This is a genomic window from Microbulbifer sp. SE14, from assembly GCF_059834885.1.
Genome location: NZ_JCBAJA010000013.1, coordinates 89,364 through 115,593, shown reverse-complemented (window position 1 = coordinate 115,593; position 26,230 = coordinate 89,364). Strand labels below are relative to the sequence as shown.

The 26,230-nt window shown below is 63.5% G+C and carries 29 protein-coding genes and 4 tRNA genes; 22 read left to right on the top strand and 11 right to left on the bottom strand.

Going from position 1 to position 26,230, the window contains the following annotated elements:
• Positions 1 to 326 precede the first annotated feature (326 nt).
• Positions 327 to 2,141: a DNA helicase RecQ gene (gene recQ / locus AC6R19_RS11290; protein ID WP_500579917.1), complete on the bottom strand. Its 1,815-nt coding sequence runs from the start codon at positions 2,139 to 2,141 to the stop codon at positions 327 to 329.
• A gap of 295 nt (positions 2,142 to 2,436) precedes the next feature.
• Here recQ and AC6R19_RS11285 point away from each other — a divergent pair, with 295 nt between their 5' ends.
• Positions 2,437 to 2,871, top strand: coding sequence for a hypothetical protein (locus AC6R19_RS11285; RefSeq protein WP_500579916.1), 435 nt, complete (start codon positions 2,437 to 2,439; stop codon positions 2,869 to 2,871).
• A gap of 110 nt (positions 2,872 to 2,981) precedes the next feature.
• On the opposite strand, the gene AC6R19_RS11280 is transcribed toward AC6R19_RS11285, so the two are convergent.
• Positions 2,982 to 3,758 carry a glutaminyl-peptide cyclotransferase gene (locus AC6R19_RS11280; RefSeq protein WP_500579915.1) on the bottom strand — a complete coding sequence of 259 codons (777 nt, stop codon included), beginning with the start codon at positions 3,756 to 3,758 and terminating at the stop codon, positions 2,982 to 2,984.
• 12 nt (positions 3,759 to 3,770) lie between these two features.
• Here AC6R19_RS11280 and AC6R19_RS11275 point away from each other — a divergent pair, with 12 nt between their 5' ends.
• Positions 3,771 to 4,394: a DUF502 domain-containing protein gene (locus AC6R19_RS11275; RefSeq protein ID WP_500579914.1), complete on the top strand. Its 624-nt coding sequence runs from the start codon at positions 3,771 to 3,773 to the stop codon at positions 4,392 to 4,394.
• A 139-nt stretch (positions 4,395 to 4,533) separates the two neighbouring features.
• Here AC6R19_RS11275 and mnmC1 read toward each other — a convergent pair whose 3' ends face one another.
• From mnmC1 to AC6R19_RS11255, 4 genes are all read right to left on the bottom strand, one after another.
• Positions 4,534 to 6,678 (bottom strand): FAD-dependent 5-carboxymethylaminomethyl-2-thiouridine(34) oxidoreductase MnmC1, encoded by a 2,145-nt coding sequence (gene mnmC1 / locus AC6R19_RS11270; RefSeq protein ID WP_500579913.1) that lies wholly within the window; start codon positions 6,676 to 6,678, stop codon positions 4,534 to 4,536.
• Positions 6,679 to 6,694: 16 nt separating this feature from the next.
• A complete protein-coding gene (gene fldB, locus AC6R19_RS11265) occupies positions 6,695 to 7,219 on the bottom strand; it encodes a flavodoxin FldB (protein WP_500579912.1) in 525 nt (174 codons plus the stop codon).
• 56 nt (positions 7,220 to 7,275) lie between these two features.
• A complete protein-coding gene (gene trmL, locus AC6R19_RS11260; protein ID WP_500579911.1) occupies positions 7,276 to 7,746 on the bottom strand; it encodes a tRNA (uridine(34)/cytosine(34)/5-carboxymethylaminomethyluridine(34)-2'-O)-methyltransferase TrmL in 471 nt (156 codons plus the stop codon).
• A gap of 224 nt (positions 7,747 to 7,970) precedes the next feature.
• The gene (locus tag AC6R19_RS11255; RefSeq protein ID WP_500579910.1) at positions 7,971 to 8,501 is read right to left on the bottom strand and encodes a glycine cleavage system transcriptional repressor; all 531 of its coding nucleotides are present in this window, start codon (positions 8,499 to 8,501) and stop codon (positions 7,971 to 7,973) included.
• Positions 8,502 to 8,636: 135 nt separating this feature from the next.
• On the opposite strand from AC6R19_RS11255, the gene AC6R19_RS11250 reads away from it, so the two are divergent.
• The 4 genes from AC6R19_RS11250 (at position 8,637) to AC6R19_RS11235 (ending at position 10,751) form a co-directional block, all read left to right on the top strand.
• On the top strand, positions 8,637 to 8,942 hold the full coding sequence (locus AC6R19_RS11250; protein WP_500579909.1) for an MTH1187 family thiamine-binding protein: 306 nt from the start codon (positions 8,637 to 8,639) through the stop codon (positions 8,940 to 8,942).
• A 15-nt stretch (positions 8,943 to 8,957) separates the two neighbouring features.
• Positions 8,958 to 9,764: a class I SAM-dependent methyltransferase gene (locus AC6R19_RS11245; protein WP_500579908.1), complete on the top strand. Its 807-nt coding sequence runs from the start codon at positions 8,958 to 8,960 to the stop codon at positions 9,762 to 9,764.
• A gap of 122 nt (positions 9,765 to 9,886) precedes the next feature.
• Positions 9,887 to 10,111 (top strand): YheU family protein, encoded by a 225-nt coding sequence (locus tag AC6R19_RS11240; RefSeq protein WP_500579907.1) that lies wholly within the window; start codon positions 9,887 to 9,889, stop codon positions 10,109 to 10,111.
• Positions 10,104 to 10,751: an alpha/beta family hydrolase gene (locus tag AC6R19_RS11235; RefSeq protein ID WP_500579906.1), complete on the top strand. Its 648-nt coding sequence runs from the start codon at positions 10,104 to 10,106 to the stop codon at positions 10,749 to 10,751. Before AC6R19_RS11240 ends, AC6R19_RS11235 begins: the two co-directional genes overlap by 8 nt.
• On the opposite strand, the gene AC6R19_RS11230 is transcribed toward AC6R19_RS11235, so the two are convergent.
• On the bottom strand, positions 10,726 to 11,013 hold the full coding sequence (locus AC6R19_RS11230) for an antibiotic biosynthesis monooxygenase family protein (protein ID WP_500579905.1): 288 nt from the start codon (positions 11,011 to 11,013) through the stop codon (positions 10,726 to 10,728). The two genes, AC6R19_RS11235 and AC6R19_RS11230, sit on opposite strands and share 26 nt — an antisense overlap.
• A 159-nt stretch (positions 11,014 to 11,172) precedes the next feature.
• Here AC6R19_RS11230 and tusA point away from each other — a divergent pair, with 159 nt between their 5' ends.
• Positions 11,173 to 11,406: a sulfurtransferase TusA gene (gene tusA / locus AC6R19_RS11225; RefSeq protein WP_500579904.1), complete on the top strand. Its 234-nt coding sequence runs from the start codon at positions 11,173 to 11,175 to the stop codon at positions 11,404 to 11,406.
• Between the two features lie 152 nt (positions 11,407 to 11,558).
• Here tusA and AC6R19_RS11220 read toward each other — a convergent pair whose 3' ends face one another.
• The gene (locus AC6R19_RS11220) at positions 11,559 to 12,245 is read right to left on the bottom strand and encodes a hypothetical protein (protein ID WP_500579903.1); all 687 of its coding nucleotides are present in this window, start codon (positions 12,243 to 12,245) and stop codon (positions 11,559 to 11,561) included.
• Positions 12,246 to 12,487: 242 nt separating this feature from the next.
• Here AC6R19_RS11220 and AC6R19_RS11215 point away from each other — a divergent pair, with 242 nt between their 5' ends.
• The 5 genes from AC6R19_RS11215 to AC6R19_RS11195 are packed head-to-tail and all read left to right on the top strand — an operon-like array spanning position 12,488 to position 17,191.
• Positions 12,488 to 13,072, top strand: coding sequence for an elongation factor P hydroxylase (locus tag AC6R19_RS11215; protein ID WP_500579902.1), 585 nt, complete (start codon positions 12,488 to 12,490; stop codon positions 13,070 to 13,072).
• Positions 13,069 to 13,962, top strand: coding sequence for a 5'-3' exonuclease (locus tag AC6R19_RS11210; protein WP_500579901.1), 894 nt, complete (start codon positions 13,069 to 13,071; stop codon positions 13,960 to 13,962). Before AC6R19_RS11215 ends, AC6R19_RS11210 begins: the two co-directional genes overlap by 4 nt.
• Positions 13,959 to 15,116, top strand: a complete 1,158-nt coding sequence (locus AC6R19_RS11205; protein ID WP_500579900.1) for a 4-phosphoerythronate dehydrogenase — start codon at positions 13,959 to 13,961, stop codon at positions 15,114 to 15,116. The genes AC6R19_RS11210 and AC6R19_RS11205 overlap by 4 nt, the downstream gene beginning before the upstream one ends.
• Positions 15,113 to 16,249, top strand: coding sequence for an ATP-NAD kinase family protein (locus tag AC6R19_RS11200; protein ID WP_500579899.1), 1,137 nt, complete (start codon positions 15,113 to 15,115; stop codon positions 16,247 to 16,249). Before AC6R19_RS11205 ends, AC6R19_RS11200 begins: the two co-directional genes overlap by 4 nt.
• Before the next feature lie 6 nt (positions 16,250 to 16,255).
• Positions 16,256 to 17,191, top strand: coding sequence for a class I SAM-dependent methyltransferase (locus tag AC6R19_RS11195; protein ID WP_500579898.1), 936 nt, complete (start codon positions 16,256 to 16,258; stop codon positions 17,189 to 17,191).
• 129 nt (positions 17,192 to 17,320) lie between these two features.
• Here the strand turns inward: AC6R19_RS11195 and AC6R19_RS11190 are convergent, their stop codons facing one another.
• Together AC6R19_RS11190 and AC6R19_RS11185 are read right to left on the bottom strand one after the other, a co-directional pair.
• Complete coding sequence (locus AC6R19_RS11190; protein ID WP_500579897.1) at positions 17,321 to 17,722, bottom strand: hypothetical protein; 402 nt, start codon at positions 17,720 to 17,722, stop codon at positions 17,321 to 17,323.
• A gap of 28 nt (positions 17,723 to 17,750) precedes the next feature.
• A complete protein-coding gene (locus tag AC6R19_RS11185) occupies positions 17,751 to 18,965 on the bottom strand; it encodes a pyridoxal phosphate-dependent aminotransferase (protein ID WP_500579896.1) in 1,215 nt (404 codons plus the stop codon).
• Positions 18,966 to 19,205: 240 nt separating this feature from the next.
• On the opposite strand from AC6R19_RS11185, the gene msrB reads away from it, so the two are divergent.
• The 10 genes from msrB to AC6R19_RS11135 all read left to right on the top strand — a co-directional run bounded on the left by msrB (position 19,206) and on the right by AC6R19_RS11135 (position 24,525).
• Entirely contained in the window at positions 19,206 to 19,613 is a 408-nt protein-coding gene (msrB, locus tag AC6R19_RS11180) for a peptide-methionine (R)-S-oxide reductase MsrB (protein WP_500579895.1), read from the top strand.
• Positions 19,610 to 20,377, top strand: coding sequence for a DUF1499 domain-containing protein (locus AC6R19_RS11175; RefSeq protein ID WP_500579894.1), 768 nt, complete (start codon positions 19,610 to 19,612; stop codon positions 20,375 to 20,377). Before msrB ends, AC6R19_RS11175 begins: the two co-directional genes overlap by 4 nt.
• Before the next feature lie 174 nt (positions 20,378 to 20,551).
• A tRNA-Glu gene (locus AC6R19_RS11170) sits at positions 20,552 to 20,627 on the top strand.
• A gap of 2 nt (positions 20,628 to 20,629) precedes the next feature.
• A tRNA-Gly gene (locus AC6R19_RS11165) sits at positions 20,630 to 20,705 on the top strand.
• Between the two features lie 146 nt (positions 20,706 to 20,851).
• Positions 20,852 to 20,927 (top strand) — tRNA-Glu (locus tag AC6R19_RS11160).
• Between the two features lie 43 nt (positions 20,928 to 20,970).
• Positions 20,971 to 21,046, top strand: a tRNA-Gly gene (locus AC6R19_RS11155).
• Between the two features lie 269 nt (positions 21,047 to 21,315).
• Positions 21,316 to 22,251, top strand: coding sequence for an ABC transporter ATP-binding protein (locus AC6R19_RS11150; protein ID WP_500579893.1), 936 nt, complete (start codon positions 21,316 to 21,318; stop codon positions 22,249 to 22,251).
• Entirely contained in the window at positions 22,248 to 23,021 is a 774-nt protein-coding gene (locus AC6R19_RS11145) for an ABC transporter permease (RefSeq protein WP_500579892.1), read from the top strand. The genes AC6R19_RS11150 and AC6R19_RS11145 overlap by 4 nt, the downstream gene beginning before the upstream one ends.
• Positions 23,022 to 23,096: 75 nt before the next feature.
• The gene (gene queF, locus AC6R19_RS11140) at positions 23,097 to 23,927 is read left to right on the top strand and encodes an NADPH-dependent 7-cyano-7-deazaguanine reductase QueF (RefSeq protein WP_500579891.1); all 831 of its coding nucleotides are present in this window, start codon (positions 23,097 to 23,099) and stop codon (positions 23,925 to 23,927) included.
• A 76-nt stretch (positions 23,928 to 24,003) separates the two neighbouring features.
• Entirely contained in the window at positions 24,004 to 24,525 is a 522-nt protein-coding gene (locus AC6R19_RS11135) for an HdeD family acid-resistance protein (RefSeq protein WP_500579890.1), read from the top strand.
• Positions 24,526 to 24,647: 122 nt separating this feature from the next.
• On the opposite strand, the gene AC6R19_RS11130 is transcribed toward AC6R19_RS11135, so the two are convergent.
• Positions 24,648 to 26,042, bottom strand: coding sequence for an adenylate/guanylate cyclase domain-containing protein (locus tag AC6R19_RS11130; protein ID WP_500579889.1), 1,395 nt, complete (start codon positions 26,040 to 26,042; stop codon positions 24,648 to 24,650).
• Between the last annotated feature and the right edge of the window lie 188 nt (positions 26,043 to 26,230).

Sequence of the window (26,230 nt, the reverse complement as noted above, 5' to 3'; positions counted from 1 at the left end):
TGCAGGGTTGGGTTTGTTGTTGTATCGGGGTGAGTCTAGGGGCGGTTAATAAAATTTACAATAGTTGAATGATTGTTCGGTTATGGTCTCGAATGGCAATGGGCCGGATTCGTAGGGGCGAACCTTGTGTTCGCCCTGGGCTTCGCTGGAGCCGGGAGGTGAGGGCGAACACAAGGTTCGCCCCTACAGGAGAGCCTTTTGGTTATTCCGGTGCTGGCCGTAGGTTGGGCTGAGCTACGCGAGGCCCTACAACGCCAGCCGCGGGGCTTCGCTGAGTTCACCCCAATCTACGCGTGGCGGCTTTTGGGGTTTGAGTGTTAAATATATTAATCGGTGCAGGTGGTTTCGAAGTCCCGCAGCACTGCCAGGAAGGCATCCCCGAAGCGCTCCAGTTTGCTGTCACCGACGCCGGAAATCGCCAGCATCTGTTCGCGGGTTTGCGGGCGGGCGGCGACCATGCCGCGCAGTGTGGCATCGTGGAAGACCACATAGGGCGGCACCCCCTGTTCGTCCGCCAGCTGCTTGCGGCAGGCGCGCAGTGCCTCCCAGAGCGGCTCGTCGGCGGGGAGCAGCTCCGCGGGCGGGGCGCTCCTGGTGTCCGCGCGGGTGGCTTTGGCTTTTGGCGGCAGCTTGCGCAGCTGGATGCTCTCCTCACCGCGCAGCAGCGGGCGGCAGGCCTCGGTCAGGCGCAGGCCCTGGAATTCACCCTCCACCTCGAGATAGCCGCGCACCACCAGTTGGCGCACCACTCCCCGCCACTCGTTGGCGGACAGGTCGGTGCCTATGCCGTAGGTGGAGACCCTGTCGTGGCCGAACTTGCGCACCTTTTCGTTTTCCGAGCCGCGCAACACGTCGATCACATGGGCGGCGCCGAAGCGCTGGCCGGTGCGGTAGACGCAGGACAGCAGCTTGGCCGCGGCCTGGGTGCCGTCCCAGGTCTGCGGCGGTTCCAGGCAGGTGTCGCAGTTGCCGCAGGGTTGCGGCAGTTCCTCGCCGAAGTAGCGCAGCAGCGACTGGCGGCGGCAGCTGGTGATCTCGCACAGGCCCAGCATGGCGTTCAGGCGCGCGCGCTCCTGGCGCTTGTGCTCCTCGCTGCCGTCCGAGTTGTCCGCCATCTGCGACAGCTTGACCACGTCCTCCAGGCCGTAGAGCAGCAGCGCGGTGGACGGCTCGCCGTCGCGCCCGGCGCGGCCCGTCTCCTGGTAGTAGGCCTCGACGCTCTTGGGCAGGTCCAGGTGGGCGACGAAGCGCACGTCCGGCTTGTCGATGCCCATGCCGAAGGCGATGGTGGCGACGACGATCACGCCCTCTTCGCGCAGGAAGCGGCGCTGGTGTTCGGCGCGCACCTGGGCCGGCAGGCCGGCGTGATAGGGCAGGGCGTTGAAGCCCTGCTGGTTGAGCCACTCGGCGGTGCTCTCCACCTTGGCCCGCGACAGGCAGTAGACGATGCCGGCATTGCCCTGCTGTTCGGCGCGCAGGAACTGCAGCAGCTGGCGGCGCGGGTTGTCCTTCTGCGCGATGCGGTACTGGATATTGGGCCTGTCGAAGCTGCTGACGAAGTGTTCGGCACTCTGCAGGTCCAGGCGCCGGGCGATCTCGGCGCGGGTGCGCTGGTCGGCGGTGGCGGTCAGGGCAATGCGCGGCACGTCGGGGAACTGCTCGTGCAGGCAGTTCAGCTGCAGGTAGTCGGCGCGGAAGTCGTGGCCCCACTGCGATACGCAGTGGGCCTCGTCGATCGCGAACAGGGACAGCCGGGCCCGGGCGAGCAGGTCCAGGCTGCGTGGCTGCAGCAGCCGCTCCGGGGCCAGGTAGAGCAGGTCCAGCTTGCCGCGCAGCAGGGCGCCCTCAATGCGTTGGGCCTCGTCGAAGGGCAGGGAGGAATTCAAGAAGGCGGCATTGACGCCGGCGGCCTGCAGCGCCTCCACCTGGTCCTGCATCAGCGCGATCAGCGGCGATATCACCACCCCGCAGCCGGGGCGCGCCAGGGCCGGTATCTGGTAGCAGAGGGATTTGCCGCCGCCGGTGGGCATCAGCACCAGGGCGTCGCGGCCGGACATCAATGTGTCGATGACCTGTTTCTGCGGGCCGCGGAATTGGGTGTAGCCGAAGACGTGTTCGAGTATTTCTTGTGGGGAGTTCATGGCCGCGGAGTATACCGCGGGTGGTGGCCCTGTGCGGAGGGTTGCTTCCCCGTGCTGGCGTATTTGGCGGCCCGGTTGCCGGCGACAATTCACAATAATGTCGCAAGTTTGGTTTTGTGACCGGGTTCTCAGGTCTATAATCGCGGCACCACAGATGTAGACGACCGCCAGGGCGGAAAATCGCTCCTGCGTTTGCTGCATTTCCGCCATCCATGGCGGTCAAATGCGGGCAGGGCCTAAGGCGCCGCGAATACCTGGAGCGGCCGGAAACAATAATTTGCCGAAGGATAAGGCTATGCGTGCTTCCACAATCACGTCTTTGCTGTTGGCGGCGGGCTTTTCGGTACTCGCAGGATGCGCTACCACCTCCCCGCAGACCCTGGTTCAGTCGGCCCTGGCCGACACCCATCTCGGCTGGCAGCCGGCCCCGGAAAACCAGTTGGCCTTCGCCCTCGCGACTGCGTCCGGCATAGGCCGGGTGGAGCTGCGACCATTGCCGGAGCACCTGGATACCCTGACCCTGGACCTGCCGGGCATGCGCAAGGTCGAAGGCGTGCAGTGGCGCGGTGACGACGGCGAGCACGCGATGCTCTACAGCGGTGCCGGCGGTTCCGAGGGCGTCAGCCTGCTGAGACGCGGCCATGGCTACCGACTGCAGATCAGCGGACCGGCGCTGGAGTTGGTGCGCGGTGGGGGGGTGTTGACGGTGATTGATTACTACCGCGGTTAGATCAACCTTTCCCTTGTAGGAGCGGCCGTTGGCTGCGATCGGGTTTGCGGATATTTCTGAGCCCGATCGCGGCCAACGGCGGATGGCCGCCCCGCCGCTCCTACAAAAAATCACTCCTCGAATCCCAATCCCTGCGGCCGGATCAGGTAGAGCTTCGGCCAGTATTTCCCCGTCACCCAGAGTCCGTTGCGCGCCTTGTCCCAGGCGATGCCATTGGCGACCATATCCGGATGGCGCCTGCGGTTGGGGGATTGTGGCGCAAGTGTCTCCAGGTCGATGAGCCCGCGCACCTCGCCGCTCTGCGGATCTATGGCGATGACCCGCGTGTCCTGCCAGATATTGGCCCAGACCAGCCCGTTCACATATTCCAGTTCGTTCAGTCGCGACCAATCCTCGCCGCCGCCGTGTACCTGCAGTCGGCGCTCGATGGCGAAGGTGTCTGGATCGCGGAAGGTCAGTTCGTCGCTGCCGTTGCTCATGATCAGCTGTTCGCCGTCGCTGGTCAGTCCCCACCCCTCGCCGGCGTAGTGGCGCAGGCCCAATGGCGACAGGTCCCCGGCGCGGTAGACCAGCAGTTCCCCGGCCCGGTAGGTGAGCAGGTAGAGCTTTTCGCCGAGGACGGTCAGTCCCTCTGCGAAGCGGTTCTCAGCCAGCCACTTGCGCCTTAGGGGATTGGCGCCGGGATCGTTATACTCGGCCAGCCAGGAGCGCCCGTAGAGGCCGCTGCTCTCCCACCAGCGCTCGCCGTTGAAATAGAGTCCCTGGGTGAAGTGGTCGGCGGGGCGCTCCCGCTCCTCCAGGACCGAGAAGGGCGTGGCCGGCAAGGTTGTCTTGGCGCTGGCGGCAAGAGGGAACAGGACCAGCAGCAGTAGTGTGAATTTGCGCATCAGAAGAAAGCTATGACCAGAGTAAAAACGTTTATTACCTTGACCCTTCTCGGTGGGCTGGCGGTGGTCCTGCCCATCGCCATATTTATCCTGCTGTTCCAGTGGCTGTTCGGCCAGATCAGCGAGCTGGTGGCGCCGGCCGTCCTGTGGCTGGAGGCGCATACCGATTTCAAGGATACCCTCGCCAAGCTGGCGGTGATAGCGCTGATACTGGGTGGCTGTTTCCTGATCGGCCTGCTGGTCAAGACCAGTGTGGGCCGCTGGATGCACCGGCACGTGGATCACTGGCTGGGTCGCCTGGCGCCGGGTTACAGCACCATCAAGGACCTGGTGCTGCAGTTTATCGGCGGTGGCGCCGGCGAGGGGGTACTCTCCGGCCCCGTGGCCAGGGTGCGGATTCACGGTGCGGGCAATCCGCTGTCGGTCACCGCGATCGTCACTTCCCGGCACGACAATGGCGACTTCACCGTCTATGTACCCACCGCACCGGTGCCCACCTCGGGCTTTGTGTTTCACGTGCCGGCGGACTGTGTGGAGATACTGCCGGATGTGACGGTGGAGGCGGCGATGAAGTCTATCGTTGCCTGTGGATCCGGAAGCGGCGCCCTGTTGGCGCCACCGGCGCAAAGCCAATGATCTTGCCCTTTCTGTAGGGTGGATAAGCCTCAAGCGAGTCCACGCCGGGCGCATCCGCCGCCTTGGTTGGTGGATGCGCTTAGCGCTTATCCACCCTACGATTTTCCCGAGTCCCGAGTCCCGAGTCCCGAGTCCCGAGCTAGCGGTTTTTGCCCAGATCGCGAATGGCGAAGCGCGCCGGGTGCAGCGCCTTCGCCAGTTCCGCCGGTACCGGCATCACTTCCCCGCACACCCAGGCGGCGAGCACTTCCGCCGCCAGCGGCGCATAGGTAAATCCCCGCGAGCCGAGGCCGCCGAGCACATAGAGGTGCGACTGGTAGTCGGCCCTTTGCGGAATCAGGAATTTGCGGTTTTTTTTCAGGTCGGCGTAGGTCGAATTTATGGAATCCCAATCCGGCACCGGGCCGGCCACCGGCAGGTAGTCGGGCGTCGCCGCGCGCAGGGCGGCGCGGCCGCTGAGGGGCTGGGCGGCAAATTCCTTTGCGACCTGCGGCAGCATCTCCGCCAGTGTTTCCAGATTTTCCCGGTGCTCTTCCTCGCGCAGGTCCGTTTCGGTTTCCTTTAATTTAAAAGTTGCGCCGAAGCTGTGGCGAGCGTGATGGGCCGGGGCGATATAGCCCTCGCCGCAGAGGGTGGTTTTCAGCTGTTGCGAATCTTCCGTTGCCGCGGCACTGGAGACCTGGCCGCGGATGGGGCGCAGGGGCAGGGCGGCTGTCTGCGGGAACTGGCGGATACCGTTGGCGGTGCAGATGACAACCGCGTCTGCAGATAAAGCTCCCCTCTCCCGCTTGCGGGATAGCGGGCGGGGGAGAGGGCGCGCCGGCGCTGCCGGCGCGGTGCCGAGCTGGAGCCCGGCGTTCCCAGGGGAGTTACCTTCCAGCAACCAGCCATTTTCTGTTGAAATCAGTTCCCCGATGCCTGTATCGAAATGCAGGTGGATATTGTCGTGCCGCAGAAGCGCCGCACAGACCTTTTGCGGCTCCAGCCAGCCGGCTGCGGGAAAATAGAGGCCGTCGAATTCGAGCGGCAGTCCGGCAATTTCTCCGGCCTCTTTGGCGCTCACCGCGCGGGCCAGTGCCTCTGCCTTGTGCAGGTCCAGCCACTGGCCTATCTGTTGCTGCAGCTGTTGTTCCTTTTCACCCTGCGCCAGCTGCAGCAGGCCGCTGAAGTGTGCCGCCTGCGGGCAATACTGCCGGTAGTAGCGCAGCGCGAACATCAGCGCGTGCAGGTTGAAGTCGCCGTTGGGACCGGGCTTGGGGGACAGCTTGGCGTAGAGGATGCCCTGGTCATTGCCGGAGGCGCCGGCGCCGGGTTGGGGGGCCTTGTCGAAGACGTGGACTTCCAGGCCGCGTTCGGCCAGGGCTCTGGCGGTTGTGGCGCCGGAGATTCCCGCGCCTATGACTGCAATTTTTAGTGGTTGCCGGCGAACCCGATCGCGGCCATGGGCCGCTCCTACAGGGGTTTGACTCTGCCTCTGTAGGAGCGGCCCATGGCCGCGATCGGACTGCCCGTTCGGCAGGTGCCAGGGCGTCGAAGTGATTTTGGTGGCTTCGGTTCTCTCCAACTCGCCCCGGAGCATCTCCCGCTTGCGCCCGAACCCCGGCACTTTCTCCAGCGCAAAGCCGGCATCCCCCAGGCCGCGCCTGACCAGCCCGGCGCAGGTAAAGGTCGCAAAGGTGGCGCCCGGCCTGCTCAGGGCGGCGATACTTTCGAACAGCTCCGGGGTCCACATGGCCGGGTTCTTGGCCGGTGCGAAGCCGTCCAGGAACCAGGCGTCGACCTGGCGATCGCGCGCGTCGTCGTCCAGCAGCAGGGAGAGGAAGGCCTCGCTGGCCTCGCCGATCACCAGGGTCAGGCTGACGCGGTCGAAGTGCAGCCGGTGTACCCCTACGGCCAGCAGGGGCGGGTATTTCCCGGCCAGCCGCTCCGCCAGCGGGCGCAGCTGTGGCCACAGATCCAGCGCGCGTCCCAGGTCCTGCGGGTGCAGGGGATATTTTTCCACCGAGATAAAGTGCAGCCGCGCGCCGGCCGGGGCGGTTTTCAGCCACAGCTCCCAGGCGGCGAGGAAATTGAGGCCGGTGCCGAAGCCGGTTTCACCGATGGTGAAGGTGTCGCCGTCTTGCAGTTCCGCCCAGCGTCCGGGCAGGTCGTTCTGTTGCAGGAAGACGTAGCGGCTTTCCTCCAGGCCGGAGGCAGTGGAGAAGTAGATATCGTCGAAGGCGCGGGACAGCGGCTGGCCGTCGTCGCGCCACTCGATATCGGCGTGGGGGTTGTTGTCCGTCACTGCTTTTTCTATCCGCTCAGGGCTGCAAGCCGAACTCGCGCATCACCTGGGCGCACCACTTGTCGAGGCGCTCGCCGCTGAGGTCGAACTCGTTCTCGTCGTCCAGGGCCAGGCCGACGAAGTGGGAGCCGTCGTCCGTCAGCCCTTTGGATTCCTCGAACTCGTAGCCCTCCGCCGGCCAGTAGCCCACAGCGCGGGCGCCGCAGGCCAGCAGCTGCGCGTGCAGGTAGCCCAGTGCGTCCTGGAACCACTGCGGGTAACCCTCCTGGTCGCCCTGGCCGTAAAGGGCCACCGTTTTGCCGGACAGGTTCAGCTGTGCCAGGTCGTCCCAGATATTTTCCCAGTCCTCCTGCAGTTCCCCGTAGTCCCAGGTGGGAATGCCGAAAATCAGGAAGTCGTACTGTTCCGCCAGGGCGATATCGTCCTCGGCCACATTGTGAATATCTATCCACTCGGCGCCGATGCGCTCACGGATCTTCTCCGCGGTCATTTCCGTGTAGCAAGTGCTGGAGCCGTAAAACAAACCGATGGGTGCGTTCATAAACGATCAAAACTTATGTTTCTGTGTAGGGTGTGATGAGTTCCGCGAATTACACCCTACTGGTTCAGGGCGCCGGCAAAGTCCAGCTGGCGCCAGGCCTCGTAGATGACCACCGCGGCGGCGTTGGAGAGATTGATGCTGCGGCTCTCGGGGCGCATCGGGATGCGCAGGGTGTGCTCGGGTCCCACCCGCTTGAGAAACTCCGCCGGCAGGCCGCGGGTCTCCGGGCCGAAGACGATGGCGTCGCCAGGGCGGTAGTCGATCTCCGCGTGGCTGCGTTTCCCCCTGGTGGAGAGTGCCAGCACCCGCTCAGGCCGCTCCGCCTCGACGAAGGCCGCCCAGTCCCGGTGGCGCTGCACGCGGCTGTATTCGCCGTAGTCAAGCCCGGCGCGGCGCAGGCGCTTGTCGTCCATCGCGAACCCCAGCGGCTCGATCAGGTGCAGCTCGGCTCCGGTGTTGGCGCAGAGGCGGATGATATTGCCGGTGTTGGGGGCGATTTCGGGTTGGTAGAGGACGATTTTGAACATGGAACCTGGGCGGTACTGAGTGCTGAATCAACGGTGGTGGCGGCCCTGCTGCCGGGGGCTTCTTGCCAGGCACGGGCTAGGCGCCCCCCTTAAATACATCCCTGTACGCTCTCCATTGCCATCCATGGCCGTGAAAGGTCTGGCAAGAAGCCCCCGGCACCATGGCCTTCGCGTATTCCGTTGCCTCAACCAGCGGAAAGTCATAGGTTGGGGAAGGGCGCGGATTATACCGCGGCGGTCACCGCTTCGCAGTCGATATCGACCCCCAGTTCGTCGGCGATCTCGTCCAGCTCGTCGCGCAGGCCGTCCAGGTCCATGTCCTCCGCCACGCTGATGGTGCACTCGGCGGTGAACAGCGGCTCGCCGCTCCAGGGGGTGCTGCCGTAGCCGGTTTCCAGCTGCTCCATATTGATCTGGCGGGCGGCCAGGGCGCGTGAGATCTCGCGCACTATGCCCGGGCGGTCGTTGCCCACCAGCTTCAGCCGGACCGTCTGCTGCGGGCCCGTGGCCACCGCCTGCGCCTCCTCGATCTGCAGCTTGAAGCCTTCCCCCGCCAGCGCCGCCAGCGTGTCCTTGAGGCCCTGGCAGGCGTCGCTGGGCACGCTGACCCGCAGTATCCCGGCGAACTTGCCGGCCAGGTGCGCCATGCGGCTGTCTTCCCAGTTGCCGCCATTTTCCGCGATTGCGGCGGAGAGCTTCTCCACCACGCCGGGCTTGTCGTCGCTGATCAGGGAAATCACGAGGTGCTGTTGCATGGACTGTTCCTTTGCTGCAGAGGGGACGGTTACACTGCATTGTAGCGACTGACGCTTTGTCTGATAACTCCATCAGCTGGTCGTAAAGGCGTTATTTTCAATGCATATGCCGGTTAATTTGCGGAGGGCCTGTCGATGAAAGTGCATGCGGATCTGTGCGTTATCCCTATAGGTTCCGGGGTTTCTGTGGGTGACTATATCGCGGAGTGCCAGAGGGTATTGGAAGAGGCGGGCCTGGAGCACCGGATGCACGCCTACGGCACCAATATCGAGGGCGAGTGGGACGACGTGATGGCGGCGGTCAAGCGCTGCCACGAGCGGGTACACGCCATGGGGGCGCCGCGCATCAGCACCAGCCTGAAACTGGGAACCCGTACGGACCGCGAGCAGTCATTACAGGATAAGATCGACAGCGTGCAGTCGAAATTGGATAAGCAATAACAACCAGGAGACAGTATGAAAATCAAGCAACTGCTGGCAGCGGTGATATGTTCCGCAACGTTTGTGGGGGCCGCGCAGGCCGGTGACCTCAAGTCGGTGATCGAGGGCGGCCACCGCACCGAGGCCTATGCCGCCCGCGACCAGTACCGCCACCCGGTGGAGACGCTGGAGTTTCTCGGCATAGAGCCGGACATGACCGTGGTGGAGATCTCTCCCGGCGGCGGCTGGTACACGGAAATCCTGGCCCCCTACCTGAAGGAAAAGGGCACCTTCTACGCGGCGCACTTTCCCGAAGACAGCAATGTCGGCTATTACCAGCGCTCCCTGAAGGCGTTCAAGGAAAAGCTGGTCGCCGACAAGGACAACTACGGCAAGGTGAAACTGACCGCTTTCGATCCGGCCAATAGCAGCGAAATCGCACCCGCTGGCAGTGCCGATGCGGTGGTCACCTTCCGCAATGTGCACAACTGGATGCGCGGCGACAACGACCAGAAGGCGTTCGACCAGTTCTTCGCTGCGCTCAAGCCCGGTGGCATTCTCGGCGTGGTCGAGCACCGGGCCAAGCCGGGCACCAGCCGCGAAGACATGGTCAGCAGCGGTTACGTCACCCAGGACCATGTGATCGCGCTGGCGGAGAAGGCGGGCTTCGAGCTGGAGGAAACCAGTGAGGTGAACGCCAACCCGAAGGACACCGCCAAGCACCCGAAAGGTGTCTGGACGCTGCCGCCGTCGCTGAGCCTCGGCGACCAGGACAGGGAAAAATACCTGGCGATCGGTGAGAGCGACCGCATGACACTGCGCTTCCGCAAGCCCAAGTCCTGAGTTGTCGATAAACACTTGTAGGAGCGGCCGTTGGCCGCGATCGGGGTTGATAGAATAGACTCCGACCGCGGCCAACGGCGGATGGCCGCCCCGCCGCTCCTACATTGATTGTCAGAATTTTTATGATCATCCCCTTTCAACAGCTGGATCCCGACACCCTGCAGAACCTGCTGGAGGAATACGCCACCCGCGACGGCACCGATTACGGTGAGCGGGAGGTGAGCCTGGCGGACAAGGTGGCCAGCCTGCGCCGCCAGCTGCAGTCCGGCGAGGTGGTGATCTGGTTCGAGCCCGGCGAGGAGTCGGTCAACCTGGTGCCGGCGCGGGATATTCGGGACCATGCCTGATTTGCTGATCGACCGAACGAAACAGCCGCGAGCGCGCTTCCTCTTCGCCCATGGCGCCGGTGCGCCCATGGACAGCGACTTCATGCAGGCCATCGCGACCGGGCTCTGTGAGCGCGGTGTCGAAGTGGTCCGTTTCGAATTCCCCTATATGGCCGAACGGCGCAGCGGCGGTGGCAGGCGCCCGCCGAACCCCATGCCGCAGCTGCTGAACTGTTACAAAGAGCGGATAGAGAGCGCAATCGGCAGGGGCGACGGCCTGCCGCTCACCATCGGCGGCAAGTCGATGGGGGGCAGGGTGGCCAGCCTGCTGGCCCAGGAGTGTTTTGATCGCGGTGATGTGGCGGGGCTGGTCTGCCTGGGCTACCCCTTCCACCCGCGAGGCAAGCCGGACAAGTTGCGCACGGAACACCTTCTCCAGTTCAGTTGCCCTGCGCTGATTGTGCAGGGCAGCCGCGATCCGCTGGGCAGTGTGGACGAGGTGGCCGGCTACGGCCTGCCGGATTCCATTCGTATCGAGTGGCTGGAAGACGGCGACCACGACTTGAAGCCGCGCAGGGCCAGCGGCTTTAGCCGCGGGCAGCACTGGCAGGCGGCGGTGGATATGGTGGCTGGATTTATTCAGCGGCCTGCAGAATCGTGATCTTTTCCTCTTCCACCAGCACCGGCGCCAGCAGGGACATCTGCGCGCGGCGGTCTTCGCTGGTGTACCAGTGCTGCCAGTGCAGCTCCGACTGCCACTTGGACAGGGTAAAGCGCCGCAGGGGATTGCCCTTCTCGATAAAGGTCTGCCCCTCCACGAACCCCACTGTGCGGTAGGCGTGAGTCAGGATCTTGCGCGCCGCCTCCTCGTAGGTGCTTTGCATGTCCGGGGCGATTTCCCGCTCAATCAATACGTAAATCATCTTCCACTCTTGATTGCCCTATGGTCTCTGTGGATTCTAGCGCGGGCGCGCAAATTGGGGATAGAAGCGAAGAGGGGCAATTTGGCCGACTCAACCGGCAAAGTTGCAGATGACGACAGAGGGCAAATCCCGGAAAATGGCGCTATGAAGTCAGACCCCATGAAACCAGACCACACTCTCGATGCCCGCGGCCTCCTGTGCCCCGAACCCGTCATGATGCTGCACGCCGCAGTGCGCAAGGTGGCCCCCGGCGAAATACTGCAGATGATCGCCACCGACCCCTCCACCCAGCGGGACATACCCAAGTTCTGCCAGTTTCTCGGCTACGAGCTGGTGGACCACGCCGAAGAGAACGGCGAGTTTGTCTACTGGATCAGAAAGGCCGACGTGTAAGGGCCGAAGACGCCGCGAATTATCTGGAGCGGCTGGGGCGGATCTCGTGTTCGCCCATGTCGCGCCCGGCACCGGTATTTGGGCGAATACGCAAAGAAGGGCGAACACAAGGTTCGCCCTACGGTTCCTGTTAAAGAGGTCCCAACAGTGCCCTAGGGAGAAGTCACCAGCGCCGCAATGGCCGCCAGCGCCTCCGGGTCCTCGGATTTGATCTTGTTGGCGATATGGTGCTGGAAGAAATAGCGGAAGCCACTGGTCTCCTGCGCCGGGTAGAGGCACAGGTCGCCGGGTAGTACCGGGGTGGTTTCCACACTGTCGTGATCGATCAGCATGCCGTGAATCTCTCCGCTGGCATACAGCCGCCAGCTCACGACTTCGGTGAGTGTCAGGTTCTCCCGCTGCTCGTCCATAAACACCGCGTGGGTGCCGATGGTGTCGGGGATTTCCTGCAGCACTTCCTCGGCCTTGCTGCTCTCGTACTCGAAGTATTCCGCCGCAGTCTCCAGCTCGACGATCTTGTGGATTGGGGGCTCGTGGAAGATTTCCTCGATGCCCGGATCGTAGTAGCCCTCGAAGCGTCCGTCTAAAGGGTCCTTGATGTCCGGACAGGCCACTATGGAGTTCAACCAGGGGACGAGGCCAACGACCTCGCCATTCGCTTTCAGGCCCCAGCACAGGATTTTCAGGCTGTAGAGATCAGAGCCGCTGGAGCTGTTGGAGTAGAGCATTTCCAAGCCGTCTAGCTCCGGCGACAGGCGGATAAAGCGCTTGCTCGCTGAAGTTTCGATCGGCTCGCCGGTGAAGAGGTCAACCACGTTGGAAAAACTGTGGTCGGTCATGGAGCACCTCCTTGCAGGGCCGGTTGTGGTGCAGGAGGGTGTTTGACTGCTTATCCCCCCTGGGGGCCGGTCAAAGGGCAGGGGCCCCTTTCCGGTGTCCCTGTCACTAAAGGTATATGCTGATTTGCCGAAATACAACCAGCCGTTTAGATTGGTTGATTATCCCTCCGGTGGTTTTACATGACTTTGATCCTCGCAGAGGCGTTGATATAGTCCCCGCCTTTGTCGTACCGGAGAATCCCTTGTCTGCCCTCTGCCTCGAACTGGCCCATCCCCCGACGGCCAGCCCACTGTCTGACCGAATAGTCGCAGTTTTCGATCGCTGCTTCGCCAGCCCAGGCGGTTTCAACACCCGCCTGTGCGGCGGCTTCGACGAGCCCTACTACCGGCCAGCGAACGAGGAGTTGCGCTACCACCGGGTCGAGTTTACCCGCGACTACCCGGCCAGCGCCCTGCATGAAGCCGCCCACTGGAGTGTGGCGGGGCCGGCGCGCAGACAGCTGCCGGACTACGGCTACTGGTACGCGCCGGACGGCCGCAGCGCCGAGCAGCAGGCGGAATTCGAGCGGGTGGAGGTCAAGCCCCAGGCGCTGGAGTGGATCTTCGCCCGCGCCTGTGGCCTGCGCTTCCGGGTCAGTGCCGACAACCTGGAGAGTGGCCTGGGCCCCAGCGAGGGCTTCAAGCGCGCCATCTGGCAGCAGGTACGGGACTACTGCCGCGACGGCGTGAGCGCCCGCGCCGGGACCTTCGCCCTGGCCCTGGCTCACGAGTTCGGGCGCCCGAACCCGCTGAACCCGGCCCTGTACCAACTGGCGGAGTTGTCGTGAGCACCTACCTTATCGATGCTTCCGTCTATATCTTCCGCTACTACTTCGCCCTGCCGCCCAACTGGACCAGCCGCTCCGGCTACGCCACCGAGGCGGTGTACGGTTTTACCAACTTCCTGCTCGACCTGCTCGGGCGGCGGCCGCGGCATATCGCCTGCGCCTTCGACGAATCCCTCGGCAGCTGCTTCCGCAACGAACTCTACCCGGACTACAAGTGCAGCCGGGCCCTGCCGGATGAGGCCCTGGCCTACCAGTTGGCCGCCTGCCGGGAGATGGCGGAGGCCCTGGGTATCGCCAACTTTGCCAGCGAGCGCTACGAGGCGGACGATATCCTCGCCACCCTGACCCGGCTGTGTCGCGATCAACAGCCAATTATTGTCAGCCGCGACAAGGACCTGGGCCAGCTGCTGGATCGCGGCGCCTCCAGCCTGTGGGACTTTGCCGCCGACAGGCACTCCGATAGTGCGGCGATTCAGGCCAAATTCGGCGTGCACCCCGGGCAGATCGCCGACTACCTGGCCCTGGTGGGCGACAGCAGCGACGATATCCCCGGCGTGCCCGGCATAGGCCCCAAGACGGCGGCGCGGCTGCTGGCGGAGTTCGACGATATAGAATCGCTGCTGCAGCGGACCGGGCGGGTCGCCGAACTGAAGCTGCGCGGCGCGGCCGGCATAGCCGCGCGCCTGCAGGAGTACGCGGAACAAATCGAATTGGCCAAGCGCCTGGCCAGCCTCGAAGAGCATGTCGAACTGAATATCGGTCTCCGGGACCTGCAACCGCAGCCGGTGGACATCGAGGTCGCCCAGGCGCTCGCGGACGAGTTCGGCATCGGCGGCCTCAGGGCTAAAATCGGGCGGACACTGGTCGTCGACAACAGGGAAACAGTGTGAACAACCCCTTGAACAACCCAGAATTCACCATCGTCGCCGACGAAAATATCCCCGCGCTGGAGGAATACTTCGGCGACCTGGGCAGTCTGGTGCGACTGCCGGGACGAACGCTCAGCCGCGAGCAACTGATGGAGGCGGATATCCTGCTGGTGCGTTCGGTCACCCGGGTAGACGAAGCGCTGCTGCAAGGGACCCCGGTGCGCTTCGTCGGCAGCTGCACCATTGGCACGGATCACCTGGACACTGCCTGGCTGGAGGGGCAGGGCATCCACTGGAGCGCCGCCCCCGGCTGCAACGCCAACTCGGTGGTCGAGTATGTCTTCTGCGCCCTGGCGGCCCTGGGAATTGACTGGAGCGGGCGCAGCTTCGGTATCGTCGGCTGCGGCAATGTGGGCGGCCTGCTGCAGCAGCGGCTGCACGCGCTGGATATTCCCTGTGCCGTCTACGATCCCTGGCTGCCGGATAACCCGGACGCGGCGGGCCTGGACCGGGTGTTGCAGCAGGACGTGATCTGCCTGCACGCGCCGCTGGTCAAAGGCGGCCCCCATCCCAGCTTGCATATGATCGGCGCCGAACAGCTGGCGCGGATAAAGGATGGCGCTGTGCTGATCAGCGCCGGCCGCGGCGCGGTGGTGGACAACCGCGCGCTGCTGGATTTGCTGCGCGAAGGTAAGCGCTTCACCACGGTGCTGGACGTGTGGGAATCCGAACCGGACATTGATACCGATCTGCTGCAGCTGGTGGATATAGGCACGCCGCATATCGCCGGTTACAGCCTGGACGGCAAGCTGGCGGGGACGCGGATGATTCGCGAGGCATTGGATAAATCGGGACTCGGGAACGGGGGGCTATTGTCGTTGTTGGAACCGCCCGTGGCCGCGATAGGACTTGCGGCTTCGACGGACTCCGATCGCGGCCACAGGCCGCTCCTACAGGGACACCGAGTCCCGGAGATCCTGCTGCAGATCTACGACCCCCGCGAAGACGACCACCGCCTGCGCGCGGCCGCAAAAGGCGAGCTGCCCATGGCCAAAGCCTTCGACCAGCTGCGCCGGGAATACCCCGAGCGCCTGGAATTCTCCCACTTCCGCATCGATGCCGCTGTCCTGACCGAATCCCAGCGGCGGCAATTGAAAGTACTGGGGTTGCAGTGAACATCAAGAAGCTCGGACTCATCATCAATCCCTGGGCCGGCATCGGCGGCCCCGCGGGCCTGAAGGGCAGCGACGGCGCCGAAACCGTGCGGCGGGCCCTGGAGGCGGGTATAGAGCCCCAGTCCCACAGGCGCGCGGCCATAGCGCTGGAGGCGCTGAAGCCGTTTGCGCAGCAGCTGGAGATTCTCTGCTTTGCCGGAACTATGGGCGAGGCCGCGGCAAAGGACTGCGGCCTCCAGGTCACTGTCATCGGCGCGGCGGAGTCGGATCCGTCCACTCCCGCGGACTCCGAGCGGGCGGCTAAGGCGATCCGCGATGCCGGCGCCGACCTGATCGTGTTTGTCGGCGGCGACGGCACGGCGCGCAATATGGTCAATGCCCTCGGCGACGACTTCCCGGTGCTGGGCATTCCCGCCGGAGTGAAGATGCACTCCGCCTGCTTCGCCATTTCCCCCAAGGCCGGCGGCGAGGTGTTGCGGCGGTTGATGGCCGGCCAGCTGGTGGACCTGCACCAGCGCGAGGTGCGCGATATCGACGAGAAATCCTTCCGCGAGGGCCACGTCAGCACCCGCTATTACGGCGAACTGCTGGTGCCGGAGGAGGGCCATTTCCTGCAGGCGGTTAAAAATGCCGGGCGCGAGGTGGAGGAACTGGCGGTCGCGGATATCGCCGCCGATGTGGTCGAGGATCTGGATCCCGACACCCTCTATATTGTCGGTCCCGGTTCCACCACCCTGGCGGTGCTGAACGAACTGGGCTGCGAGGGTACCCTGCTGGGGGTGGACCTGCTGCGCCGCGGGCAGCTGGTCGCCGCGGACGTCAGTGCGCCGGAGATCGAAAAGGCTATCGAAGCGCACGGTGGCCCGGTAAGAATTGTGCTCACCGCCATCGGCGGCCAGGGCCACCTGATCGGCCGCGGCAACCAGCAGTTCTCGCCCAGGGTGCTGCGAGCGGTGGGGCGCGACAACCTGATCGTCGTCGCCACCAAGACCAAGATCACCGAACTCGGCGGCCGGCCGCTGCTGGTGGACAGCGGCGATCCGCAGCTCGATGAGGAGTGGAGCGGTTTTATTCGCGTGATCACCGGCTACCGGGACGCGATCCTGTATCCGCTCAGCAACGGGGATTTTTAAGAAAAGATGTCGACAAACTGGCAGGCCCTGCTGGAGCAGGTGGAAAGCAAATTAAACGAAGGCAGCCCGGACAGTCGGCGACTCTTCCACGGCCGCGGCCGCTGCTACGAGGGGCTGGAACAGGTCTGCGTGGACAGCTTCTTCCCGGCGCTGCTGGTGACTTTTTTTGAAGAGTACGAAGGCGAAGAGTCGCTGTGCGAACAGCTATGGCAGCTGGCCGAGCCCCGCGGCTACCTGGGTGTGGCCGCGCAGCGTCGCTATCAGCGGAGCGCCCCGGTGGATTGGGGCCGAGGCCAGCCGGTGGCGGCGCCGATAGCGCGCCGTGGTAACTTGCAGTTCCCGCTGACGTTCGAGCGGCAGAATGTGGGCTTCTTTCTCGATATTGAGCCCGGCCGCCGCTGGCTGGAAGAGCGGGTCAGGGACCACATTGGCACCGAGAACCTGAAGCTGCTGAACCTGTTCGCGTTTACCTGCGCCTTCTCTGCCGTCGCCCGCGCCGCGGGTGAACTGGAAGTGGTGAATATCGACGTGAACCGCGGCGTGCTGAATCGCGGCCGCGAGAGCCACACCTTCAACCAGTTGCCGCTGAAAGGCATCAAGTTTTTGCAGTTGGACGCGCTGCGGGAATTCAACCGCTTCGACCGCCGCGGGCCCTTCCAGTTGGCCGTGGTGGATCCGCCCACGCGGCAGAAGGGCAGTTTTGATGTAAGCCACAATTACGAAAAGCTGCTGCAGCTCCTGCCGGGCTGCCTGGCGGAGGAGGCGGACCTGCTGATGGTGATCAATTCGCCGCGGTACAGCGAGGGGCATTTTCGCGCATTGATCGAGGGGGCAGACAGCCGCTTCGAGGTGGTGGAGCGGCTGCCGCAGAATCCGGACTTTCCCGATCGGGACCCGGATGCGGCACTGAAGATGCTGCACGTCAGATTCCGCCGCCGTTAGGTGATTTGGTCCCCTCTCCCGCTTCCGGGAGAGGGGTTAGGGGAGAGGGTGCGCCGGCGTTGTTCAGGGGTCATTGTGGGCCCGCAGGCCCTCTCCCCCAGCCCCTCTCCCATGAATGGGAGGGGGGAGTCAGATCGAGGAAAACTCCCGCATCAACCGCTCCATCAACTCCTGCATCTGCGGCGATGAGCCGTGGCGAACTGCGTTGTCCAGCAGCTGTGCATTGCTCTCCCCGGACTCGATTCTGTTCACCAGCAACAGAAATCCCCGGTGACTCAGCGCCGCCTCCTCCACCGCCTCCTGGCGCACCAGCTGGGAGAAATGGATATAGCCGCTCTGCTTCAGCCAGCTCATGGCGCCCAGGCAGGCCAGGTGACGGGGGGAGTGCAGGCCGAATTCGTCCGGGGTGTCCGGGCCGGCGATATCCTCCACATAGACGGTGGCCGGTGCCGGGAACTGGTTGAACAGAGCCAGCAGTATCCTGCCGGCGTCGCGGTAGAAGTCGTGAATATGCAGGTCGTCCAGCATCATCTGATTTGAGTGTCATCCAGCTTGAGTACTACTGCGTGTATCGTTCCAGGAAGTGCCCGAGGCGCTCGATCGCGTGGGACAGGTCGTCGGCGCGGGGCAGGAAGACGATGCGCAGATGGTCCGGGGCATCCCAGTGGAAGCCCCGGCCGTGCACCAGCAGTATCTTTTCCTCGCGCAGGAAGTCCAGCACCAGCTGCTCGTCGTTCCGGATCTTGTGGCGGTCCAGGCAGAGTTTCGGGAACAGGTAGATGGCCCCCTTGGGCTTGACGCAACTGACGCCGGGAATGTCGTTCAGCATCTCGCAGGCCAGGTCCCGCTGCTGGCGCAGGCGGCCGCCGGGCAGCACCAGGTCCCTGATGCTTTGGTAGCCCCCCAGCGCCGTCTGCACCGCGAACATCGCCGGCACATTGCCGCACAGGCGCATCGACGACAGGATATCCATGCCCTCGATAAAGCCCCTGGCGCGCTGTTTGGCGCCGCTGACGATCATCCAGCCGGAGCGGAAGCCTGCCAGGCGGTAGGACTTGGACAGGCCGTTGAAGCTCAGGCAGAGCAGATCCCCGGCCAGTTTCGCCAGGGGTGTGAACTCGGCGTCGTCGTAGAGGATCTTGCTGTAGATCTCGTCGGCGAAAATTACCAGGCCGTGGGTGCGGGCAACTTCTACAATTTCCTCCAGTAGCGCACGCGGGTAGACGGCGCCGGTGGGGTTGTTGGGGTTGATCACGACTATGCCGCGGGTGCGCGGGGTAATCTTGGCCTTGATGTCCTCGATATCCGGCAGCCAGCCGGCCCCCTCGTCGCAGCGGTAGAGCACCGGGTGGGCTCCGGTCAGGTTGGTGGCCGCCATCCACAATGGGTAGTTGGGCATCGGCAGCAGCAGTTCGTCGCCGTTGTTCAGGAGCGCCTGGGTTGCCATGGTGATGAGTTCGGAGACGCCGTTGCCGAGATAGATATCGTCTATCTCCACCCCCTCGATGCCGAGGGTCTGGCTCTCCTGCATAATGGCCTTGCGCGCGGCGAACAGGCCCTTGGATTCCACGTAGCCCTGGGCCTGGGACAGGTTGTGGATCACATCCTGGATAATCTCGTCCGGGGCGTCGAAGCCGAAGGGGGCCGGGTTGCCGATATTCAGTTTGAGGATGCGGTGGCCTTCCTCCTCCATGCGGTAGGCCTGCTCCATCACCGGGCCGCGGATTTCGTAGCAGACGCCGTGCAGTTTTTCCGACTTGAGTATGTCCTTCATGATGTTGGCAACTCTTGCAAATAGGGGGCACTTCTGCGGTTCGGGGCCATGGCCGGAAAACCGCGCGTTTGCGCCAGCTGCGGCCGGGCGTGTCGGCGGGTTTTGGCCCTGCGGGACAGCCTTGGGCGGGTGGGAATCGCTTCTGGCGATTTCCAGGAATGCTGCGCGACTGGGCGGACGGGGTTGGGTCCGCCGGACATATTGCTAACTTGATACAAATAGCGAAACGGGACCGACAGTATGTCAAAAGAAAAAGACGATAACTACTGGCGCGACAGGCTGACGCCGGAAGAATTTCACGTTTGTCGCGAGGCGGGCACGGAGCGGCCTTTCACCGGCGAGTACTGGAATGTGTTCGAGGACGGCGTCTACCGCTGTCGCTGCTGCGGCGAGGTGCTGTTCGACTCGGACTCCAAGTTCGAGGCCCACTGCGGCTGGCCCAGTTTCGACGCCGAGGCAAAAGAGGGTATTGTCGAGGAGCGCCCGGACAACAGCCTGGGGATGCAGCGCACGGAGATAGTCTGTGCCAGGTGCGGCTGCCATCTCGGGCACGTTTTCCCCGATGGCCCCACCGAAACGGGGCTGCGTTACTGTGTGAACTCGCTGTCGGTGAAACTGGACACCGAGACGAAGAGGCAGGGCAAGTGAAGGAGGCCGTGGGCAGGAGGAGGCACTGGAGCCGCTGGCTGCTGCGGGCGCAGTGGCTGCTGCTGGGAGCCATCTTCGCAGCCGGGCTGGCTCTCAGGCTGGAACTGGTGCACTTCAAACCGGTGTTCCAGGTCTTCAAGTTCGCCGGCCTGGCGGCGCTGGGGGTCGCCCTGGCCAGCATGCTGGTGTTTATCTGGGGGCTGGTGAAACGGCACCCGGACAGCCGCCGCAATGCCCTCTGGGCCGTGGTGCTGGGCCTGCTGCCGGTGGCGGTGCCACTGCTGACCGTGGGCAGGGACAACTTCGATGTGCCGCGGATTCACGACATCACCACCGATATGAGGGACCCGCCCCGATACCGGGCGGTGCTGTCCCTGCGCGACAAGGGCGACAACAGCCCGGCGTACGGGGGCGAGGAAGTGGCTGAGCAGCAGCGGGGTGCGGATATCTACGCGGATATCCGGCCGCTGCAGCTGGAAATGCCGGTGGTACGGGCCACCGAGGTGGCGGCGGAGGTGGCCGAGGACCTGGGCTGGCGGGTGGTGGCCCTGGAGCCGGGGCGCGGTCACCTGGAGGCGGTGGACCGGACCCCGCTGCTGGGATTCAGCGATGACATAGTGGTGCGGGTGAGAGCCGGGAACGGCGGGTCGCGGGTGGATATCCGCTCCAGCTCCCGCGTCGGCGTCAGTGACCTGGGGGCCAATGCCGAGCGCATCCGCCGTTTCCTCAATGAGCTCGGGGCCCGCGCCGCGGAGGTGGAGTAGGGCGCGGCCCCCACAAACCCGCGGATTCGGTAAGTGCCTGACTATAAAAGAAAAAAATACAGAAAAAGTTTCGATGCGGGTGTTGACAGCCCCCCGGGTGCTACATAGAATGCGCCCCACTTCTGACGCAGAGCGGATCTTTGAGACGCCAAGCGGCACAGAAGTGAGTCCGGGGTCCCCTTCGTCTAGAGGCCTAGGACACCGCCCTTTCACGGCGGTAACAGGGGTTCGACTCCCCTAGGGGACGCCACTGCGGGAATAGCTCAGTTGGTAGAGCGCAACCTTGCCAAGGTTGAGGTCGCCGGTTCGAACCCGGTTTCCCGCTCCAGGTTTTCTACTCTTTGTAGAGCGGTGCATAGATAGTGCTACAGCATGCTACGGAGAGTTGCCACTGAAATTTTCAGTGGCGATGCCACCGGCAGTGTGGCAGCATTGGTTCCCAGGTCTCGTGCCGGGGCCAAGTGCAAGTTTTCTGTCCCCATCGTCTAGAGGCCTAGGACACCGCCCTTTCACGGCGGTAACAGGGGTTCGACTCCCCTTGGGGATGCCAACACGGCCCGGCAGCTTTGACAGCTGCCGGGCATACAGAAAAGGCGGGAATAGCTCAGTTGGTAGAGCGCAACCTTGCCAAGGTTGAGGTCGCCGGTTCGAGCCCGGTTTCCCGCTCCAAGTAAGAAAGCCGCTCCATCGAGCGGCTTTTTTTTGCGTGCGATTAGCGGACCCTGTCGGGCGAACACAAGGTTCGCCCCCTACAAATGTGCCGTTGTCGCCTGTAGGAGCCTGCTTAGGCGAAAGGAACCGTGCTCCGTAGTGTTTGCTTGCAAGCAAGCTCCTACAGGGTGCCCGATCCATTCCTGGCGTTTCCCGCAATCTTTGTCCGGTTGAAATATCCCGCCCAAGCGCGTTGAATAGCGCCCTCAGTTCCATCGGAGGCAGTAATGACCGCCGCGCTCTCCATTAAAAATCTCGAGAAAACCTACGACAACGGCTTCCGCGCGCTGAAGGGCATCAGCTTCGAGGTGCAACCGGGGGACTTCTTCGCCCTGCTGGGGCCGAATGGCGCCGGCAAGTCCACCACCATCGGCATCATCTGCTCGCTGGTGCGCAAGTCCGCCGGCCAGGTGTCCATCTTCGGTATCGATATCGACAAGAACTTCCCCGCGGCCAAGGAGCTGCTGGGAGTGGTGCCGCAGGAGTTCAATTTCAGCCAGTTCGAGAAGGTCTACGATATCGTCGTCACCCAGGGTGGCTTCTACGGCATGCCGCGCAAACTGGCGGAGGCGCGCACCGAGAAGTACCTGAAGCAGCTGGGCCTGTGGGACAAGCGCAGCACCCAGGCGCGCATGCTCTCCGGCGGCATGAAGCGCCGCCTGATGATCGCCCGCGCACTGATCCACGAGCCGAAGCTGCTGATCCTCGATGAGCCCACCGCCGGCGTGGATATCGAACTGCGCCGCTCCATGTGGACCTTCCTCGAGGAGATCAACCGCCAGGGCACCACCATTATCCTCACCACCCACTACCTGGAAGAGGCGGAGAGCCTGTGCCGCAATATCGCCATCATCGACAAGGGCGATATCGTCGAGAATACCTCGATCAAGTCACTGCTGAAGACCCTGAACCGGGAGACCTTTATCCTCGATTCCGGCGCAGCGCTGAGCGTGTGCCCGGACCTGAAGGGTTTCGATGGCAGGCTGATCGACGAGCACAGCCTCGAGGTCACCGTGGAGAAAGGCCAGTCCCTGACCGAATTGTTCACCGCACTGGGAGAGCAGGGCGTGACCATCACCAGCATGCGCAACCGCGCCAACCGCCTGGAGGAGCTGTTCGTCTCCCTGCTGGCGGAAGACAGGAAAGAGGGGGCAAAACAGTGAACGGCAACGCAACCTGGACCTCCTTCGCCACCATACTGCGCCGCGAGGTGCGCCGCTTCACCCGCATCTGGCCGCAGACGCTGGTGCCGCCGGTGATCACCATGTCCCTGTATTTCGTGATCTTCGGTGCGCTGATCGGCAGCCGCATCGGCGATATGGGCGGCTTTTCCTATATGGAGTTCGTGGTGCCCGGCCTGATCATGATGGCGGTGATCACCAACTCCTACGCCAATGTGGTCTCCTCCTTTTACAGCGCCAAGTTCCAGCGCAATGTGGAGGAGCTGCTGGTGTCGCCGACCCCCAACTGGGTGATCATGGCCGGCTATGTGCTCGGCGGCGTGAGCCGCGGCCTGATCGTCGGCCTGGTGGTCACGCTGATTGCGCTCTTCTTTACCGACCTGAGTGTGCAGCATGTGGGCATTACCATGGCCATCGTCTTCCTGACCGCGGTGCTCTTCTCCCTGGCCGGTTTTATCAATGCGATCTTCGCCAACAGCTTCGACGATATCTCGATTATCCCGACCTTCGTGCTGACGCCGCTGACCTACCTCGGCGGTGTCTTCTATTCCATCGAGCTGCTGTCGCCCTTTTTCCAGGGGTTGTCGAAGCTGAATCCTATCCTTTATATGGTCAACGCCTTCCGCTACGGCGTGCTTGGTGTTTCCGACATCAACGTGGTCTGGGCTTTCGTCGGCGTGCTGGCTTTTATCGCCCTGCTGTTCGGCTGGGGCCTGCACCTGATGACCCACGGCAAGCGCTTGCGGCACTGAATTGTTCGCCCGCTCTCTCCCCTCTCCCGCTTGCGGGAGAGGGGCCGGGGGAGGGGGCCCATTCCGAGAAATCCTATGAATCGCGAAGACTGGCAAAACCTCCCCCTTGGCAAGGAGACCCGATACGAATCCGCCTACAATCCGCAGCTGCTGTACCCGATCGAGCGGGCCATCTCCCGTGCGCACCTGGGGCTGGCCGGCGACAAGCTGCCGTTTGCCGGCGAGGACGAGTGGTGGGGTTTCGAGCTCTCCTGGCTGAGCCCCAAGGGCGTGCCGCAGGTGGCGGTGGGCAGATTCACCTTCCCGGCCAGCAGCCCCCGCATGGTGGAGTCCAAGTCCTTCAAGCTGTATCTCAACTCCTTCAACCAGACGGTGTTCGAGTCCCGGGAGGCGGTGCGGGAGACGCTGGTCGAAGATCTGAGCGCGGTGGCAGGCGCCGAGGTGGCTGTTGTCCTGTACGAGGTGGAGGACCGAGCGCTGGCGGTGCAGAAGCCCGAAGGCTTCTGCCTCGACGGGCTGGATATCGAAGCCCGCCAATACCAGCCGGACGCCGCGCTGCTGAAACTGGAAGAGGGGGGCGAGCCGGTCAGTGAAGCCCTGTACAGCCACCTGCTGCGCAGCAACTGCCCGGTCACCGGCCAGCCGGACTGGGCCACCGTGTCCATCGAGTACAGGGGCCCCGCATTAAAGCGCGAGGCGCTGCTCGCCTATATTATTTCCTTCCGCGAACACCAGGACTTCCACGAGCACTGCGTCGAGCGCATCTTCTGCGACCTGCAGCAGCTGGCGGATTTTGACGAACTGACCGTCTGCGCCCGCTACACCCGCCGCGGCGGCCTGGATATCAATCCGCTGCGCAGCACAATTCCGGGTAAAAAACCGCCGCCGAGATTTGCGCGCCAGTAATAGTCCCTTGTTCCGTCGCCTCTATGGTCTTTAATGAGGGAAATGGGTAAGGATTCTGCTCGAGCGGGAGGCGTGTATGAGAGATGCGGGTTTCGGCGGCAAGGCGATGACCACACTCGGCATCCTGACGATCGCCCTGGGTGCAGTGGCGCTGATGGTGCCGGCGATCACCGGGCTGTCCGTCGCCATGGGCGTCGGCGTGCTGGTGCTGATCGGCGGCATACTCCGCCTGATCTGGGCGTTTCGCTCCGGCAGCCTGGGCAAGGGCATACTGGGTATTGCCCTCGGCCTGCTGACCATAGTGGCGGCGGTGATACTGCTGAGCCATCCGCTGTTTCTCGCCAGCACGCTGATCATGCTGCTGGCGATCTATTTCATCGTCGACGGTATCGCCGAGTTGGTGGCCGGATTCCGCGCCAAACCGGAAACCGGAAAGACCTGGCTGGAATTGGGCGGGATAGTGTCGATCCTGCTGGGTATGGTTTTGTGGATGCAGCTGCCGTTCTCCGGGGACTGGGCGCTGGGCATCCTCTTCGGCGTCAAGCTGATTTTCGTCGGCATCATTATCGTCTCGGGGGCCAGGCCGGTGGAGGCATAGCGTCACCGCCTGCGTCATGCGGCAGGTGAGAACAACTCCAGAACCGGCCGACACATCCCGACCACTGAATTCCGCAACGCGCGGGCAGGAAGCTCTTAATGCCCCAGGGGCGAGTAGTTGCGTTAAATGATGACCTTACTCTTCAAGGTCGCCGCGGCCTTTTCCAGTGAATGCAACACCTTGTCCTTGTCGTAGTTGCGGATCTTGTCCAGGTCCAGGTGCATCGAGAAACCGGGCGCGTGGTCCTCGAGATAGCTCTGCTGGCCGCCGAGGTTCTTGCGCAGGTCGGTGACCTGGTAGACCTTCACCGGTGTACTGAAACCCTTGACGGTAATATGGCCCTTGTCCCGGCACATGACCGAGTGCTTGATCATGGCCCAGGTCTCGTGGCTGATCAGGATTTCCCCTGGCTGCGCGGCGCCCTCGAGCCGCGCAGCCAGGTTTACGTGGGTGCCCATTACCGTATAGGACTGGTAGTTGGCGGTGCCGAAGATGCCCACCGTGCAGTAGCCGGTGTTGATGCCCATGCGCACCTGCAGCGGTCGCGCAATCCCCTTGTTGTACCATTCCTGCTTCATCTCGCGCACCCGCTTGCGCATCGCTAGGGCCATGGCCACGCAGCGCAGGGCGTCGGACTTCGGGCCCTTGCTGTCGTCGTCACCGAAAACCACCATCACCGCGTCGCCGATGAACTTGTCGATAGTGCCGCCGTACTGGCCGGCGATGCGGGCCATTTCGGAGAGGTAGCTGTTGAGCAGTTGGGTAAAGGTCTCGGCCTCCAGCTCTTCGGTCAGTTGACTGAAGTCCTTGATATCGGAGAAGAATACCGTGAGCAGTTTGCGCTCGGTTACCAGCTCCCCTTCGCGGCCGGTGGTCACCGCGCGCCACAGGCGCTGGGGCAGGTACTTGGACAGCTTGTAGGTGCGCATCTTACCCGTGTGCTGGTCCCTGGTGAGTGCGCGGTTGGTGTCCTTGAGGTGGGCTATCTGCTTGTGGGTGTAGTAGGCCCAGGCGCAGAAGTAGGTGAATACGCCGATCAGGCTGGCGGCGCTGATGGTCAGGTCCGCATTCACCACCAGCGCCGGCTCGTGGATCAGGTAGCCGGCGCCTGCGCCCAGCACCAAGCCGGTATTGTGTTCGAACCAGCGGCGCCCGCCGCCCTCGGTGAGCGCGTTGAACTGGACCATGGTAACGAACAGCAGCGCCGGCAGCAGGCTGAAGTTCGCCAGGGCGATGGCCATGCCGATCAGGGTGGCATCGCAGAAGGAGAGGATGCGGCGCAGCTTGCGGGCGTGGTCGCCACTGGCCTTGCGGCTGATCTGGTAGGCGATTGCGGTGTAGGCCAGCAGTAGGGCCGCCATGCCAAGGGGGATCACCTTGTCCGGGTTCCAGGGTGACGACCAGTTGACGGCGTTCATCAGGGTGCCCGCCGCGGCAAAGCAGATCAGGGTGCGGAAGTAGAGCGGATAGCGGGGATCGATGCTCCGCCCGGCATTCTCCTCAGGCTGGTCCTGCATTTGTGATTGTTCTTTGTCCGTTTGAGCAGAAATTAAGCAGTTAGCGGGCGACAATCCGGCGGGCCCTGGCCCGGTCTTGTTTCGGAGGTGGCATTGCCGCGACTGACAGCCCGGAAGTGTACTCCGATGGAACCAATAATGCGAAATGTCTGTGAAGCGGCGCAAACTCCGGGACTCCCGCAAGCCGG